The sequence below is a fragment of the Tessaracoccus lubricantis genome (assembly GCF_039544535.1).
In the GTDB taxonomy this organism is placed as follows: domain Bacteria; phylum Actinomycetota; class Actinomycetes; order Propionibacteriales; family Propionibacteriaceae; genus Arachnia; species Arachnia lubricantis.
Map to the genome: position 1 here is coordinate 1 of NZ_BAABLV010000030.1, position 16,153 is coordinate 16,153.

Consider the following 16,153-nt stretch of genomic DNA (forward strand, 5'->3'; position numbering starts at 1 on the left):
CTTGGATTACGAGACCCCTGCTGAGAAACTGGCCAAACTAGTTGGTGTTGCACCCACCGATTGAATCCGCCGCGTGCCTTTACGGGCGTGTCGCGCCGTGACCCCATCCAATTGCTCACGGGATGGCCCCAGTTTGCGGCGGGCGGAGGTCCTCCGCTACAGTTGGTCGTCGGTAAGGGCCTATAGCTCAGGCGGTTAGAGCGCATCCCTGATAAGGATGAGGTCGCTGGTTCAAGTCCAGCTAGGCCCACCCAATAGTCGATGTTCAAACTTCCGACGTCCGTAGGTTTGACATCCTCCCCCGCACGCAGCCTGGCCTCGTAGGCCAGCGCTGCGGCGTGGAGGTTCGGGTCGAGCAGCCAGTCGAATGGTTCACCAGGCTCCGCCTCCACACGGTCCACGTTCTCGACCTCGTAGACGTGGATGCGCTCGAAGAACGCTTGGTTGCAGATGCGTCGGAGTGAGTCGTCAATGCTCATGTAGATCGCGTGCATGTCACCGGCTAGCGCGAGGCAGTCTTCCAAGTGCGCCTTGGCCTGGTCGTACTCGATCTGGCCCGCGTCGATCTGCGCATCGAGGAACGCGAGCCTGCGGCCGATGCGGTCTTGTTCCTCTTTGAGGAGGTCGAGTGGGACGGCTCCGGCGTGGTGGGCGTGGAGTAAGCTGCGGCGTTCGTCGCGGAGCTGGTCGCGCTCGACGGCGAGGGTGTGGCGTTCGGCTTTGTTCGCGGTGTGGAGGTCATCGAACTGGCGCACGAGCATCTGCCGCAGCGCGGTGACGATGTGCTCGGGAATCTGCACACGCCGGTAGTAGTCCTCCACCTGTCGTTCGATGTGCTCGATCGGCATCGCCTGGCGGGTGCAGTTCGTGCGCTTGGAGTGCCGCCCGGCGCAGATGAAGTACGGGTAGACGATGCCCTTGCCGTTCTTCGCGTGCGTGACCATCAGCCGCGAGTCGCAGTCACCGCAGTACACGGACCCTTTCAGGTAGTGCTCGTGGGTTTGGGTCTTCTCCCCGGACACTTGGTGCGCGGTGAGAACGTTCTGGACCCGGTACCAGAGTTCCGTGCTCACCAGCGGTTCGTGGAGTCCGTCGTAGCGGACGCCACGGAAGATGACATCGCCCTTGTAGTACGGGTTGGAGAGCATCTGCTGGATCGTGGACAGCCCTGGTGCTTTCGCGGGTCGTTTCGGAGTCGGCACGCTGGTGAGGCCGCGGTCGATCAGTTCGCTGTGCAGCATTGAGGTTGAGTAGTTCCCTGTGGCGTATGCCTCGAACGCCCACCGCACCAAAGCGGCACGGTCCCGGTCCGGGATCACGGTGGGAACGTCGCGGCCGAGCTCGTCACGCTGGTGGACGTTGAGGTATCCGATGGGTGCCCGCCCGACGGTGCCACCGGTTGCCGCTTTCTGGGTCATGCCCTTGGCGACCTCGTTGGCGAGGTTGCGGGAGTAGAACTCCGCGATCGTGGACATGATGCCGTGCAGCAGCATTCCCGATGGGGTCTCGTCAATGTTCTCCGTCGCGGACACGAGCATCACGCCGGCGTCTTTGAGGGCGAGGTGGATCGCCACGTCGTCGGCGCGGTTGCGGGCGAGCCGGTCGACTTTGTGGACGATGCAGTACGCGACCTGGTGGGTCTTGACGTACTCGATCATCCGCATCAGCTCGGGCCGGTCGGCCTTCCGCGCGGACTCGCCCGCGTCGATGAACTCCTCCACGACGATCGCGTTCAGGTCGCGGGCTTTGCGGAGGTTCGCGTCGCGTTGCGCGGGGATCGAGAAGCCCTCGTCGCGGCCGCCGCGCTCTGCCTGCTCCTTCGTGGACACACGCAGGTAGGAGACGGCGAGGGTGGTGGTCTCGCCGAGACGGTCGAGACTGGTGGGTGGCGCTGGGGGTGCCAGAGTCATGAGTCGTGTTTCCTCTCACCGATGGGTGGGAGCCAACGCGACGACGAAGCGTCACGCGGTGCGACTCGTAAACGGGAAACACGTCCGCCGGAATGAACCGGGGTAAGCCACAAGGGCAAAGAGACTGCGCACCCAGCCGGAGAGGCTGTGGCGTCGGGTTCTATTCTACGTTGCCAGGCTCAGAACGCCCAGGATCATCAGCATCCGGCGCGGATGACTCCTCGGCCTTCGCCCTGCCAACCGCCATGCCGAGGAACACTTGCGCGAGCTTGTGCAGATCAGGTTGGCTGCGCGGCACCGCCTCTACCGTGAAGCGCCGATCCTCACCGCGCCTGCGCCGCTGCCTGTTCACGGCACTTCTCCTGTGCTCAGAACAAGTCCAGCGATGAACTGATCCTCAGCCCATCGCCGTGCTTCAACGTCGGCGTGCATGTATTCCACGAAGTCTTCCTCGCGGTTCGGGATCACCACGTCTTCGACTGGTTCGACGGGTTTCTCGCCGGGCCAGATGATCTGGCGGGTGGGGCGGTCGGTGTTCAGGCGCGTGCCGCAGGCTGCGGTCCAGTCGCGGAGGCGTTCGCGGGCTTCGGCGAAGTCGCGATGCCAGACGAGCATCGCGGAGCCCTTCGCTTCGGGGTGGATCGCGCACAGCCAGTGGATGTGCAACGCGGACAGTTCCCACACCAATGCCGGGTGGCGGTGCCAGAACGGCGGGCAGACGGCAACGGGGAGGCCGTAGGTGTGGCGCAGCCAGTGCACCCATTCGTTGAGCGCGAGCCATTCTTCCTCCGCGGCATCGGCAGTGAGGAGATTCCAGTTCACCGGCCCTGGCGGACCCGCCGACCCCTCATCGTCAGTTCCGGAAGTGTCGGTGTCGGGGTCGTAGCTCTCATCGAACTCGTCCTCCGCCACCTCCCCCGGATCAACATTGCCCATCTCGGGCAGCTCATCGACCATGACCCGCCCTCACCTCCCGACCGTGGCGGCACCAGCGGGCGCGCGGAGTTGTGCGTCGGGTGACAGGGCAGCATCCTCGAGTCCGGCATCCAGTGAGTCGGTTGCTGGTGTGCGTCGGGGGCGGTCGACGGTGTAGCGGGTGCGGGCGAGGTCGTGGCCCAGTTTCTTCGCGACGAACTCTTCGACCTTGACGGCCTGCCCGTTGTCGTCGGTACGGTCGTAGTGGTGGGTGTAGCCCTCGGCGATGAACTTGTCGCCTTTGGCGAAGCGCTGGTGGGCGCGTTCGGCGGTCTTCCGGAAGGCGACGAGGTCGTGGAATGTGGTCTCGGTCTGCGTGAACGAGCCGTCGTCTTCTCGGCGGTAGTGTTCCTGCCCGATCTTGACGAATAGCCGCGCATCACCTTTCTCGGTGAACGACAGGTGCGGTTCGGAAGCGATGAACCCGGACAGGGACTCTTGCGTATGGATAGCCATTGGACACTCCTCGTGATGACGACACCCCGCACTTCGGGGTGCTCTGTCACTCAGGTGCGCCCACCGGCCCCTCATCTCCCGTGGATGCTGGGGTGCCGGCTTGCAGCAGTTCCTCCACCACACGCCGCTGACCCTGCAGCTCGCTCGCGTCCTTGCGGCGGGTCCAGGGCCGGAGTTTCGCGACGATCGGCGGTGCGGCGCGCAGCAGGATCAGTCCGGTGCCGAATGCGAGGGTGCGGATCACGTCGGGCGGCATGATCGACACCCGACGAATGGAACGCTGCGCGGTGCGGGAGCCGTGGTCGCCGATGGTGGTGGAGTCGGTGATCTCGTCGCGTTCTCCGATGAGGGTGGTGAGGTCTTGGAGGTCGCGGCTGTTGGATGCGCCGCCGAGGATGATTTTCACAATGCTGGCGTCCCAGATCGCGCCGGCCGCGTTATCCGACCACTTCTCCCGCGCCTGCGCGAGAGACTGCAACACCGGCATCGTCGTGATCCCCGTACCCCCTCCTTCTGCCATCAACGTCGGGAGCGATGGGAGCGGGGCAAGGTTGCCGATCTCATCCAGCGCGAGCAGCAGGGGCGGGTCGAGGCGGGCTGCGGGTGAGCGTGCGGCGAGGCGGCGGGAGGCTTCGACGAGGTCTTCCACGAACGCCGACACCAGCGCGGCACTGTTATTCGCCCCCGCCCCCGTCGCGAGCAGATACACGGTGCCGCGCTTGCGTAGAAACTCCTCCGGATCGAACCGCTCCTCCGGGCCCGGACTGACCGCATCAAGAACACGAGGATCGGCGAGCGCGGCAAGGGACAGGGACACGCCTTGCCAGATGGAGTCGCGGGTTCGGGGGTCTGAGTCGATCATCGCCTGCAACGAATCCGCCCACCCCGTCGCCGCCCGAGGGTTCGCAGTGAGGATCGCGACCGCATCGGACGCTGCGGCAGGATCGAGGGTCCACCGGAACAGCTCGGCAGGCGCACGTTGATCGAGGGCGGCGGCGTGAAGGAGGGCTTGGAGTGCGGTGCGGGTTTTCCCTTCCCAGAAGTCCCCGCCCTCGACGCCACCGGCGGACAGGCCGGTGCCCGCAGCGAGGCCGGTGGCGCGGATCATCGCCGTCAACGGGTCCTCACATCCCCGGATCGGCGACCACCGGAGTCCTGCGGGGACGCCTTCGGCGAGGTGCTGCGGATCGAACACCGCCACCGGCCGACCCTCCGCGCCCCGCGCCTTCAACGTCGCGGTGAGGTTGTCGGGGCGGGTGGAGGTTGTGACGACTGCGCCGGGGGCATCGAGGATCGCGTTGATGACCACATGCAGACCCTTCCCAGAACGGGGTGGCCCGATCAGCAGGATCGAATCCTCCACACTCGCCCACACACCCACATTCCTCGATGCGCCGAGGAGGTAGCCGACATCGGTGACGGCAGGCTCCTCGATGGAGGGACGGAGTTGCCCGGCCCGTCGCAGCAGTGCCTTCTCTGAGGCTGCGGTGGTGACGTCGGTGCGGGTGGCGATCCCGACGATCCGGTACGGGTCGACCTTCGTCTGCCGTGCGTGCTCACGGAAGAACCGCCACACCCACCACCCCGCACCACCGACCGCGACGATGAGGACACCTGCGACGACCCAGTACGCCACCGGGTTCAGCCCGTTGGCACCGAGTGCGCTGCCGGGGTCGGTGGGGTGCAGGATGACGCCGAGGCCGGCTTCAATCCCGCCCGTAGGCTGCTTGATCCCGGTGACCCAGGCGGTGATGGTGCCCGCGACGCGGAGGATGACGGCGAGGACGGCGGCGGCGATGAGGGCGATGATGCCGAGGTTCGCCAGCTCATCCCCAAGCGCCCCACCCTGCCGCGGAGTACTCATTGGATTCTCACGATGCTGAGGGTGCCGGAGATGCGCCCGAGGAGGATCACTTCACCCGTCACCGCCAACGCTGCCTGCTCTGCGGTGAGGAGAGCGCGGGCGGTGCCGTTGCTGCTGGCGTCGGTGTGGGCGTGGATGATCGCAACGGCAACATCCTCACCTGGAACGAACCCCGCCCCTTCGACCTGATGCAGCACGGGCGGCACCGCGCGCAGCGGCGCCGCCATGACGTCGTCCGGGGGTGGTACTTCCCACGGTCTCGGCGCGGGGCGTTCGCGGGGCGGGGTGATGATGTCGGTGAACGTCGACCCGTCCGCCTCGTGTACCTGCACCCGCAGCGGCGACCGATATCGGGCGGTGAGGGCGTCGAGGATCGTCGGGAACGCTTCGCGTCGCCACCCCGGAGCGAACGGCTCAGGCAGGTACGTCGCCCCGTCGACGGTGACTGTCATCGCACCGTCATCGGTGATGGTGAACTCCACCACCGGCACGACGACCGGTCCACCGGGCTCAGTCTTCGGTGGCTTCGGCGCTTTCGGGGGTTGGTGGTCGGGGTGGGTGCGGCGGTAGCGGGGCTTCGGCGTCACAGGGTTCCTCTCGGTGGAGTGCAGTGGTGTCGCCAGGCAGGTGCGCTCGTACCGCCCCGGGAACGCAGGTGGGAGGGCACGAACCTGGGGGTGGTTCGTGCCCTCCCGTGCCGGCCCGCCATGGGGGTGCCGGCGGGTCAGCAGCCTGGAGTTAGTCCTCCTTTGCTCCCTCGAACTGGGCCTTGAACTCCTCGAACGCTTCGTCTTCCTCGCGGACGTACCCGGCACGGTCGCGGGCGATCGCGAGGCGACGCCCGAACAGCAGCACCCCGCCGGTGACCGCGGCGATCAGCCCACCGGCAAGACCGAGCGGCCACCAGTCACCGCCGCCGGTGTGAGCGAGCTCACCCGGCGTGCCCGGTGTCCCTGGTTCGTCCGGAGTGTCGGTGACGGTGGTGGTCTCATCCGGTGCGCCGCAGACCCCACGGTGCAGGATCGTGCCGTCCTCATCGGTGACGGTCTCCACCCAGTAGTAGATGCCGACCGTCTCGAAGATCACCTCGTCAGAGCGATACTCACCCGGCCCATCCAGATCAATCGTGGTGGAGGTGAAAACGAGGTCTTCCGAGGTGCAAGTCGCGGTGTCACTGTCCTGCCGGTACGCCTCGAAGATCAGGCGTGCCCCGTCGGGGACGGTGCCGGTGACGGTCGCGACATCATGCGCCGGATCACCAAGCTGCACGGTCGCCACGGCGTTCGTTTTCACGATCAGCTCCTCTGGCTGCTCCTTCACCACCGTCGTCTCACCCGGCGCACCGCAGACGCCTTCGGCGATGATCTCGCCGTCGGCGTTGTAGAGGGATTCGACCCAGTACACATTCCCCGGCTCAGTGACGGTGGTGGTGCCAGAACGGTAGACACCCGCCTGAGTGATCGGGATCTCCTCGCTCTCATAGAACGGCGATTCACACACGGCTCCGGGGTCTGCCGGGTGGGGTCCGTAAGCGCGGAACACCAGATAGGAACCGTCGGGAATCTTCGTGCCCTGCACAAGCGCAGTATCCGAGAACGGTTCACCGACGAACGCTTCCGGTGTCGCCTGCGTCACCACCGACACCGGAACCTCCGTATTGGTGGGTGGGACGTAGAAGCGTTCCAGCACATCCGCCGGAGACGACGCATACGGCTGCACGCGGTCGTCGCCGGTGAAGGTGGTGACGAAGACGTAGAAGCCGGGCTCGGTCGGCACGATCTTGTCCTCATCCGTGTACCCGAGCTTGTACACCCCGTTCCTCGCCGGCGTCGTAAGCGCCGTCAGCACCGGAGCACCGGTGAGGTCGAGATCATCGGTGAGCTCCGCATCCGACGCGAACGGGCCGTAGACGGTGTGGTGGAGTTCGTCGACGTCGGCGCCCCAGTAGCCGTCGCCGGTGAAATCCCCATGGTTCGCAGGGAACCCGGTAACGGTAATCACGTCGAAGGCGCGTCCGCCGGGGTGCACGTTGTACTCCCGCACCAGCGACGTCACCGTGACCGGCCACCGCACCGACGTCGTCTCCACACTGATCCCGTACTCGTCGGTCCAGCCGGCGGCGAGGTAGTCACGCACCCACTCCGGCTGCGACGACTTCTTCACCTCCCACACCCAGGTCACAAACCCGCCCGTCGGCGCGATCACCGGCGGGGACGTGTAGATGCCGGGGCCGTCCGCGGTGATCGTCACGGTGCCGAGCGGCACTGCGTTCGGGCCGATGTCGGCGCTCTGCGCCGGGGGCAGTGTGCCTGGCACCTGGTAGGCGGTGCCCTCGAACACCACCGGAATGTGCGCGCCGTCCTTCTTCAACCACGCACCATTGCTGCTACTGACGGTGATCGTGTCCGTGAGTGCGTCACCGGGGACAGCGAGACGCTGATCTGCTTCCGAAACAGCTTCGGGCTGGAACGGCACCACCGACGTCTCAGTGACCTGGCCGAAGCGGTCGGTGAAGGAATCGGTGAGGTACTTCGCGTGCTCACCGTGCGCGGCCTTGTCGATGCTCCACACCCACGTGTAGAACCCCGACTCGGAAGCAACGATCGTGCCCGGCGACGTATACGACCCCGCACCCGTCAACGTCACCGTCTCGACGCCGGTGACGGGCGCTCCGGCAGGTGGGGTGTCTGCTTCGGTGGGCTGCTCATCGAACGGTCCATATAGGGTGCCGGTTGCGGTCACCTCAATCGGTGAACCATTGAGGTGAATCCAGGTGCCTTTCGACACCGACACGGTGAGCTCGTCCACGAACGCATCACCTTCAGCGACGTAGCGGGAGGCGACCTGAGTGGTGATCTCCGGCTGGAAATCCAGTTCGATCACCGGCGACTCCGCTGACGCCGACAACCCGGTCGATGACCCTGCGACGGCGGCGATCAGACGCTGCTTCCCAGGGGTCGTGTAGAGATCAAGCGCCGCACCATACCCGGCCGCATCGATTCTCATCGACGCGCCAACCCGGTAGGACGGCACACCATCTGCCGGGGTCCCGGTGATCGGGTGCGCCCCGGCGCCGATCGTGCGCGCCGAGGAACCGTCAGCGAAGACCGCATCCGACAAGGTCGCAGCCCCGGTGAGCCCTGCGGGGTGGGTGGCGACGGTGAGGGTGCCCGCGTACTGATCTGCCATCTCAAGCGATAGCGACAGTGACGGGTCGGTGACCGCGTTTGCTGCGGCCTCCTGCCGCATCGCGGCGAGGTTCGCGAGGATCGTGCCCCGCTCCGACGCGGGGGCTCGGGCAACGTAGTAGTCGTCACCGGACATGCCGTGCGAGTTATACCGGCCAGGGCTTGCCACCGACCACACATGCAGCGCGACCGCGGCGGTGACGTTCGGGTCGCCCGACTGCCCCCACCGGTCCATCACATAGTTCAACTCGGCAAGCTGCTGCCGCGACAGCGAATCCAACGCGGTGATCCGCTCCGGCCCTGACGTGTTGCCGTAGGGCGGGTCCGCGTCCAGGTCCGCGCAGTACGCCTGCCGGCCGTCCACATCCGTGTTGTACGCGCCGAGGAACGCACCATCTGACCAGTACCCGACCCCTTCACTGCCAGCATGGGCTGCCTGGGGGCCGAGCGCGAACGAACCCGCGATGACGAGGAGCGCGAGCAGCGCTGACAGCCAGCGCCGCACCCCCGTTCTGGGTGGCGCAGCCACAGGCTGCGTGATGTGGGCGAGTGATCCTGACACGAGATACCTCCTGGTGTTGTCCATCAGCGACACGAGCCGGCCGCCTTCACACCAGGTGCACCACCCGCCTCACAACACCGGCCCCCGCAAATCCCGACCCTGCGCCGGCGGCCCAGCATCGAGCGGGTCGGACTCGAATCCTGCACGCTCCCGCACGGCACGGTGAGCCCGGTCACGAACCCCATGCAGCAACTCACGCACATCGTCATACCCAGTCACCACCGCGGCGAGGCCATCACGCAACAACCGATGACACCCCGTGGACGTGGCGCTCGTGATCGGCCCGGGGACCGCGCCGACGGGGCGGCCGAGTTCTGCGGCGCGGGCGGCGGTGTGGAGGGTGCCGGAACGGTACCCGGCCTCGGCGATGAGGACGGTCCCGGAGAGCGCGGCGAGAAGCCTGCCTCGTTGCAGGAACCGCCACCTCGTCGGCGCCGCACCCGGCGGCAACTCCGACAACAACAAGCCCTCCTTACCGACACGAGTCAGCAGATCAGTGTGCCCTGCCGGGTACGGCCGATCCAGGCCGCCTGCAAGCACCGCGACCGTTGAACCGTCCGAGGTGAGTGCGGCACGGTGCGCGGCACCATCGATCCCATACGCCCCACCAGAAAGCACCACACGGGAGTCCGCGACCGCCGACTGCACCAGCTCCGTGGTGGCGTGCTCCCCGTAAGCGGTGGAGGCCCTGGCCCCAGTGACGGTGAGCCGGTCCCACACCGGACGATTCAGTAGCCCGGTGTCGCCTTTCGCCCACAACGCCACCGGCGCACCATCACCGAGCGCGTCGATCCCGGCCGGCCATTCGGCATCGCCGGGGATCAGCACCCTCATTCCGTGCCGCTCCGTCTCGGCAAGCACCCGCTGGGTCTGTGCGGCGTCGAGGCGTGGTGCGAGGCGTCGCTGCCAGGTGTCACCATCCGGCCCGGGCGGGGCTTCATCGGCGGGGAGACGGGCGACGGTTTCGGATGCGCCGACGGTGCGGATCATCCTCCCCGTCACCGCGTCGCCTGGTTCGGACGCGATACCGAGGATGATCCTCGCGGTGCGCTCCTCTGCTGCCAGCTCGTTGATCGTGTCCATCAGTGCTGCTCCCTCGTTCATGGCGAATCAATCGAGGGATAGGTGCGAACCAGCACGCCGAAACAGTCACCAAGAGCAGGCCAGTGTGCGGGGAACTTACACCCTCACAACGCCCCGCAAATCGGCTGAAACTGGTGGAATGACGCGGAATCAGGGTTCAGAAATCCTGAACGTGAGCGTTTAGCCCTTCATTCGTGCTGTGGTGTCGAACGCGGCGAGCTCGGCGGGGTGGAGCTGGTGCTGGACGACGAAGGAGCGTTCTTTGATGCGCCAGAGTCCTTGTCCGGTGCCGAGTCCTGGGAGGAGTTTCTGTTCGGTGCCGGTGAGTCCGAGGGCTGCGGCGGTGGCTCCGAGTTGGTCGGGTTCTTGTCGGTAGATGATCCTCGTCTCCGCATTCGCCAACAGCGAGTTCGCGAGGGCACGCATCGCGGAACCCTGGTCGCCGACGTTGTCGAGGTCGGTGAGTTTGTGGAAGATCAGCATGTTCGCGATCCCGTAGTGCCGTGCGAGTCGCCATTGCGCGTCCATGCGGCGTAGGAGGGCGGGGTAGGCCATGAGTCGCCAGGCTTCGTCGTAAATCACCCACCGGTGCCCGCCATTTGGGTCCATCAGCGCCGACTCCATCCACGCCGACGAGCACGTCATCAACACCGAGATCAACGTGCTGTTCTCCGCCACCCGCGACAAGTCCAGGCTCACCATCGGCAGCGACGGGTCAAACCTGACCGTCGATGGCCCATCGAACAGCCCCGCAAGATCACCGGCAACGAGGCGTCGGAGGGCGTGGCCGACGAGCCGGCCGTCCTCTGCCAGCCTCCCGTCGGTGTCGGTCGCGGGGTCAGGGGCGAGGATACGGTCGACGACCATCGGCAGGATTGGCACGTCAGCGGTGCGGACGGTGTCTTGGAGGGCAAGGTCGATCGCGGTGTGCTCCAACGGTGACAGCACCCGATCCAGGACGGTCTCTGCGAGCGCGCCGATGAGTTCCCGGCGGCGGGACGCGACTTGCGCCGCCCATTCCGCATCGCTGACCCCGGATGTGCGGTGGCCTTCATCAAGGGGGTTGAGCCGGTTGCGGAGCCCATGCCCGAGCACAATCGCCCGCCCGCCGACCGCCTCCGCAACCGCGGTATGTTCGCCCTTCGGGTCGCCGGGCACATACACGCGGCGGCCGAACGGGATCGACCTCGTGTAGAGGGACTTGGCGAGGGAGGATTTGCCGGAGCCGACGATCCCGGCGAGGACGATGTTGGGTGCGGTGATGAGGCCGCGGGCGTAGAGGGTCCAGGGGTCGTAGACGAAGGAGCCGCCGGAGTAGAGGTCTTGGCCGATAAATACGCCGTCGGCGCCGAGGCCGCCTTCGGCGAGGAACGGGTATGCGCCCGCGAGCGTCGCCGAGGTGTCCTGATGTCGCGGCAACCGAAACCGCCCCGGCGTCCGCAGCGCCGCTGCCCCTGGTTCGCCGGCGGCGGGGAGGTAGGTGGTGTTACGGCGTTCCGCCCGCTCCGCCGCCAGCCGTTCACGCTCCGCCGACTGCTCGGTGCGACGGGCGCTGGTTTCGATCTTCGCGGCGGCGTGCTTACGTGCCTTTCGCTGCTTGCGGCGTTCACCGGCCGGTTCGACCAACGCCGCGGTATGGAGCTTCTGGCGATCGCTCACAGTGCCCGCCCCCGCAACGCGGATGAGGACTGTGACTGCGCGAACCAGTCGTCTTCCTCCTCGTCCACCGCCGCTTGGCGCCGCGCCCGTGGACGGGTCGGCGTCGTCCGCGCAGACGGAGCCTCAGCATCCGGCTCTCGTGTTTCCGTGTGGGCTCGGAGCAGGGACACGTGCCCGTGGTCATGGTTGTACGTCAGGGTGTAGACGCCTGCGGTGGTGGTGTGGTCGAGGGCGCCGGTGGGGATGGTGTCGTAAACGTATCCGTTGATGAGCGCGGCCTGCGTGGTCTCCTCGCCCATGTCGAACCCGGCCAGGTGCTCGATCGCGACATCAGTGCCGGCGCGGTCGATGATCGCGAGCACGTCGTCGGCGTCCTGTCCTTGCAGGAACACCACACTCACCCACCGCGACACCGGACCTGGTTCTAGAGGCGCGGGGTGCCAGGCGATCCGTCCCGAGGCAGCCATCGCCGCATCCACTCGCTCATGCACGCCATCCAGCAACGCCGCGGCCTGCTGCAGCTCGGCGGTCGCGGCGAGCGCGTAGGTTGCGCCGGCGGTCTGATCCCCGGCGTCGTCGTGCGCGCGCACTCGGTTCGTCACGTGGGTGGTGGCGAGCTGGTCGAGCACTTGCCGGAGGGATCGCACCCCGGCGAGCAGATCACCCAGCACCGCATAGGTGTCAGCGGGGTCCTCGAACACGCGGGAGGCGTGCGCGAGCCCGCGGAGCGCTTCGGACGCTTCCGCGGCGTCCGTGGTCGGGTTCTGGAAGGTCGGCATGACGGGCTCCTGTCGTTCAGACGGTGCGGCACAGCGGCAAGGCTGCGACGGTGAAGGCTTGGGCCTGCTGCCCGACGAGACGCCGGGTCTCGCAGGAGGCTTGGATCGCGGCTTGCTCGATCGCGGCGACCGCGGTATCGAGTTCTTCCGGGGTGGGCGCGCTGATGCTGATGAGGCCGGTGTAGCGGAGGACGCCGTGGCCTGCGGTGAGGTCGGCTTCTTGTTGGAGGATGTCGCTGTATTCGGCGGTTTGGGAGGCGTCTTCGATCTGTCCCATCTTCTGCCGCTGCGCGGCGTCCGAGATCAGCTCGGTCTTCTTCTTTCTGATGTCCCGTGCCGCCTGATCCGACCGGATTGGCGTGCACACCAGCGAGAATGAACGTTGAATCCCGGACGACAGCAACACCGGGGCGAGGAACCCTGGATACACCTGCGACCTCGGCCACTCCGACACCCACAGCACCGCATGGTGCGCGGAATCCGACCGCAGGCGATCCCAGGTCTCCGTGACCGCAACCGGGCCCGCCGTCGCCAGCGACCGGCCGATGTCGGTGTTCCGTTCGAGGATCGCGGCCGTGGCGGGGTCATAAGCGGATCGGAGGATCACTGCGACCTGTGCGGGGGTGAGCCACCCGGTGATCGTGAGTTCCGCCGCCCGCAGCGCCGTCACGAGCGTCGTCATCTCTTGGCGGAGGACGGCGGCGGCTCCCTTGATGCCGCCGCCGTTGGTGCGGACCTGGCGGGCGGCAGCTTTGAGGTCGAGGGCGAGACTGATGGTGGTGGCGTGGCGTTCCCCGGCGGGTCCGGCACGGTCGATGAGCTCGCGGTACACGGTGGAGGCCCAAGACCCGTCGTCAGTGCCGTGGCGTTGCCACCACTCGATCAGTCCGGAACCTCCATCGGGGAGGGTGCGTTCGCACACTTGAAGGCGGGCGATCCGACCGGACCGGCAGGTCGTGGCGAGTACCCGACCCCAGGTGGCGACGCGGCGTTCCTGTTCGCCGGGGTCGAGGAGCACGAACGCAGGATGTGAGATGCCGACGATCGCGGTGAGGGTCTGGGCGTGGGGGTCGTGGATCATCGCTGCCCCCGTCTCCGGGTCCTCCCACTCCCGCAACGACGCCGCATCACCAGGAAGAGCGAGCGTGCCCGCAGGACGGGGCTTCACGACCCGCCGCTGGAACACCGTCTGCCGTGCCTGCGTGCGGGCCACCCACTGGAAAGTGACGGGCACCCACTCGATGAGCTTCCTGCCGCCGATGGGTGTCCAGGCGAGGGCTGCACAGAGCAGCCAGATAGGTGCGGTCCAGGCCAGCAGCATCCCACCCCCGGCATAAAGGGCGCCGACGATGGAAAGCACGCCGACGGCGAGGACGATGAGTTGCGGGAGGGAGAGGCCGAGGAGGATGCCGCGGCGAGTGAGACGGGAGAACTGCACCGCCCGCAACCCAAACCCCGCACTGCTCGTGTTCGGCTGAGTCGACATCGGTCACTCCTTCCCGGCAGTCGGCTTCGATGAGGGCGGAGGCGTCGAGGGCGTCGGTCGCGCCGGTGGTGCGGTCGGGGTGTGGCTCGGTGCGGGCGGTGGCGGTGCGGGTTGCGCGGGTTCACCGGCCCCTGCCGCGTGACCCTCTGCGGCACCGCCGACCTTACCGCCGAGTTTCGGGCCCCCGGTCGCCGCCGCACCCACCACCTGGGCCCCGACGACGACAGCTGCCGCAGGCCCAGCCGCGGCCGCGCCCGCCCCGGCTCCCGCGGCACCAGCTCCGGCTCCGGCGCTCCCGGAAGCAGCCGCACCGCCGGTCGCGGCGGGTGCCGCACTGGACGCAGTTGGTGTAGCCCCACCGGCGGAAGGTCCCGCACTGCCGCCGCCTCCGGTGGGTGTGTCGCCGGCGCCATCGAGCACTTTCTTCGCCCCGTCGGTCTTCGGAGCGGACGGCACAGGGACGGGACGGTTGAGCGCGGACTTAGCTTCTTGCTCCGCGCTCATCGAGTGGTACATATCGAAACCGATGAACGTGACGAACTTGTACGTCATGTACGGGGCGAACGCGGCGATGAACATCAGCACGACCCCGGCGATGGGGTCGCTGATCGACGCCAGATCAAGCTCAATCGGCGCGCTCACTTGGGTGATCGCGACGAGGAAGATCACCACCAGCACGAGCTTCGACAGGATCAGGGCGATCACGAACGTCGCCCACTTCCCGAACCATCCCTTGGTCGCATCCCAGGAGAACCCCGCCAAGGCGATCGGGGCGAACACGATCGCGACGAGCAGCAGGGCTTTGCGGATCAGGAGCGAGAACCACACGATCGCAGCCGCGCTGATGGCGAGGCCGGCGAGGAAGATCGTGACGATCGCCCCGACACCGGGCGCGGCGATGTTGATCCCCGCGAACCCCGCAGCGAGCAGGGTGATCCGGTCGCCGATGGATTCCATCGTGTTCCCCGTGGCCTGCACGATCCCGACCGCGAGTTGATCGGTGATCTCCAGCAACAGACCGGTGAGGCCGATGGCGACGAAGGAACCGAGGATGCTTTTCGCGGCTCCGAGGGCGGCGCGGGTGAGGGCGGTGGGGTCGCGGTGGATGAGGCCGGTGATCAGTTGCAGGCAGAAGAAGATCAGCACGACGAACACCGCGACCCCGAAGAGGATGTTGTAGACCCCGACATAGCCTTCGTCGGTGACATCGACGAGGGTGGTGGTGTCGAACACCGCCCAGACCGCCTCGAACAGCCACGCGGCCGCCCCGCCCATCGCCTGGGCGAGCCAGTCGAACGGGGCCGCTACCAACGTCGCGGCTCCTTGGCCGACGGAGTCGCACACGGCCGAGATCACCGGCACATCACACACACTCACCGCATCCTCCTTCCCTCGTACGCGATGGGGTCAGACGGCTTGGCCGACGCCCCAGAAGAAGTTGATGAGCGTCACCGCTGCACCGCAGATGATCGCCGCCCCACAGGACACGAGCACGCCGACCTTCCCTCGCGACGCAAGATGCGGGTTGGAGGAGTTCGCGCCGAAACCCCACACGATCGCTGAGATGATCAGGGCGAGGACGGAGAGGATCAGGCCGACGGTCATGACCGCGCCGACGATGATGCGCAGCTGCCCGATACCGGGAAGCCCGGTACCGTTCGGATCAATATCAATCACAGGGATGCTCCTTCTGCTCACAAGCGCCGGGGAATGGCGGACTTGTCAGCCAGGTGCACCATGAGGCCCCTTGATAGGCTTAAGTGGTCACAGGCGGATTCGCGTTGCCCAGATGTCGGCAAACGAAGGAACGGGGCCAGGGGTGAGTCTTATTGATGTGATTGCCGTTACTCGAGTCACGAGAAGGGGCCGGTACCTTCTGGCAATGTGTGCTGTCGCCACTGGCATGCTGCTAGCGGGATGCTCGCAGGTTCCCGACGTGAGGACCGTGGACGCAAACGGCAACCAGTGGTCGGTCGGGGTCGCTGACCCACGTTTCTCCGGGGACGACCGATGTGACTCTGATTCCATGATTGAGGCCACGGTTATGAGCGCGGACCTGCCACCTTCCGGCCTCGGCATCACTCTCAGGCCCGAAGCGACCGAGGATGATGCGCAACGCATCGCTGAGTGCCTTCGTAACGCGCTCACCAGCGGTGAGATCACCATCAGCCGACCGACGGCCGGCTAGGAG

The 16,153-nt window shown here is 66.8% G+C and carries 13 protein-coding genes, 1 tRNA gene and 1 pseudogene; 3 read left to right on the forward strand and 12 right to left on the reverse strand.

The annotated features are described in order from the left end of the window. The first annotated feature begins 176 nt into the window (after window positions 1-176). Window positions 177-250: transfer RNA gene (locus ABEA30_RS09230), tRNA-Ile, on the forward strand. A gap of 274 nt (window positions 251-524) precedes the next feature. Further along, the gene (locus tag ABEA30_RS09235) at window positions 525-662 is read left to right on the forward strand and encodes a hypothetical protein (protein ID WP_345582114.1); all 138 of its coding nucleotides are present in this window, start codon (window positions 525-527) and stop codon (window positions 660-662) included. 201 nt (window positions 663-863) lie between these two features. On the opposite strand, the pseudogene ABEA30_RS15950 reads toward ABEA30_RS09235, so the two are convergent. From ABEA30_RS15950 to ABEA30_RS09300, 12 genes and pseudogenes are all read right to left on the reverse strand, one after another. After that, window positions 864-1,910: pseudogene (locus tag ABEA30_RS15950) on the reverse strand (recombinase family protein); the annotation flags it as partial. Between the two features lie 348 nt (window positions 1,911-2,258). After that, window positions 2,259-2,867, reverse strand: coding sequence for a hypothetical protein (locus tag ABEA30_RS09250; protein ID WP_345582120.1), 609 nt, complete (start codon window positions 2,865-2,867; stop codon window positions 2,259-2,261). A 9-nt stretch (window positions 2,868-2,876) separates the two neighbouring features. After that, a complete protein-coding gene (locus ABEA30_RS09255; protein ID WP_345582122.1) occupies window positions 2,877-3,341 on the reverse strand; it encodes a single-stranded DNA-binding protein in 465 nt (154 codons plus the stop codon). 46 nt (window positions 3,342-3,387) lie between these two features. Continuing rightward, window positions 3,388-5,205, reverse strand: coding sequence for a type IV secretory system conjugative DNA transfer family protein (locus ABEA30_RS09260; protein ID WP_345582124.1), 1,818 nt, complete (start codon window positions 5,203-5,205; stop codon window positions 3,388-3,390). After that, window positions 5,202-5,792, reverse strand: a complete 591-nt coding sequence (locus tag ABEA30_RS09265; protein ID WP_345582126.1) for a hypothetical protein — start codon at window positions 5,790-5,792, stop codon at window positions 5,202-5,204. Before ABEA30_RS09265 ends, ABEA30_RS09260 begins: the two co-directional genes overlap by 4 nt. Window positions 5,793-5,943: 151 nt before the next feature. Beyond that, on the reverse strand, window positions 5,944-8,988 hold the full coding sequence (locus tag ABEA30_RS09270) for a hypothetical protein (protein WP_345582128.1): 3,045 nt from the start codon (window positions 8,986-8,988) through the stop codon (window positions 5,944-5,946). Between the two features lie 36 nt (window positions 8,989-9,024). Next, entirely contained in the window at window positions 9,025-10,038 is a 1,014-nt protein-coding gene (gene dprA, locus ABEA30_RS09275) for a DNA-processing protein DprA (protein ID WP_345582130.1), read from the reverse strand. A gap of 180 nt (window positions 10,039-10,218) precedes the next feature. Beyond that, window positions 10,219-11,697 (reverse strand): ATP-binding protein, encoded by a 1,479-nt coding sequence (locus ABEA30_RS09280; protein ID WP_345582132.1) that lies wholly within the window; start codon window positions 11,695-11,697, stop codon window positions 10,219-10,221. Next, the gene (locus ABEA30_RS09285; RefSeq protein ID WP_345582134.1) at window positions 11,694-12,476 is read right to left on the reverse strand and encodes a hypothetical protein; all 783 of its coding nucleotides are present in this window, start codon (window positions 12,474-12,476) and stop codon (window positions 11,694-11,696) included. The genes ABEA30_RS09280 and ABEA30_RS09285 overlap by 4 nt, the downstream gene beginning before the upstream one ends. A 16-nt stretch (window positions 12,477-12,492) precedes the next feature. Then, window positions 12,493-13,962, reverse strand: coding sequence for an SCO6880 family protein (locus ABEA30_RS09290; protein WP_345582136.1), 1,470 nt, complete (start codon window positions 13,960-13,962; stop codon window positions 12,493-12,495). Between the two features lie 3 nt (window positions 13,963-13,965). Beyond that, window positions 13,966-15,318: a conjugal transfer protein TrbL gene (locus tag ABEA30_RS09295; RefSeq protein WP_345582138.1), complete on the reverse strand. Its 1,353-nt coding sequence runs from the start codon at window positions 15,316-15,318 to the stop codon at window positions 13,966-13,968. Window positions 15,319-15,369: 51 nt separating this feature from the next. Next, entirely contained in the window at window positions 15,370-15,639 is a 270-nt protein-coding gene (locus tag ABEA30_RS09300) for a DUF6112 family protein (protein WP_345582139.1), read from the reverse strand. A gap of 349 nt (window positions 15,640-15,988) precedes the next feature. Between ABEA30_RS09300 and ABEA30_RS09305 the strand changes: the two genes are divergently transcribed. Next, a complete protein-coding gene (locus tag ABEA30_RS09305) occupies window positions 15,989-16,150 on the forward strand; it encodes a hypothetical protein (protein WP_345582141.1) in 162 nt (53 codons plus the stop codon). Window positions 16,151-16,153 lie beyond the last annotated feature (3 nt).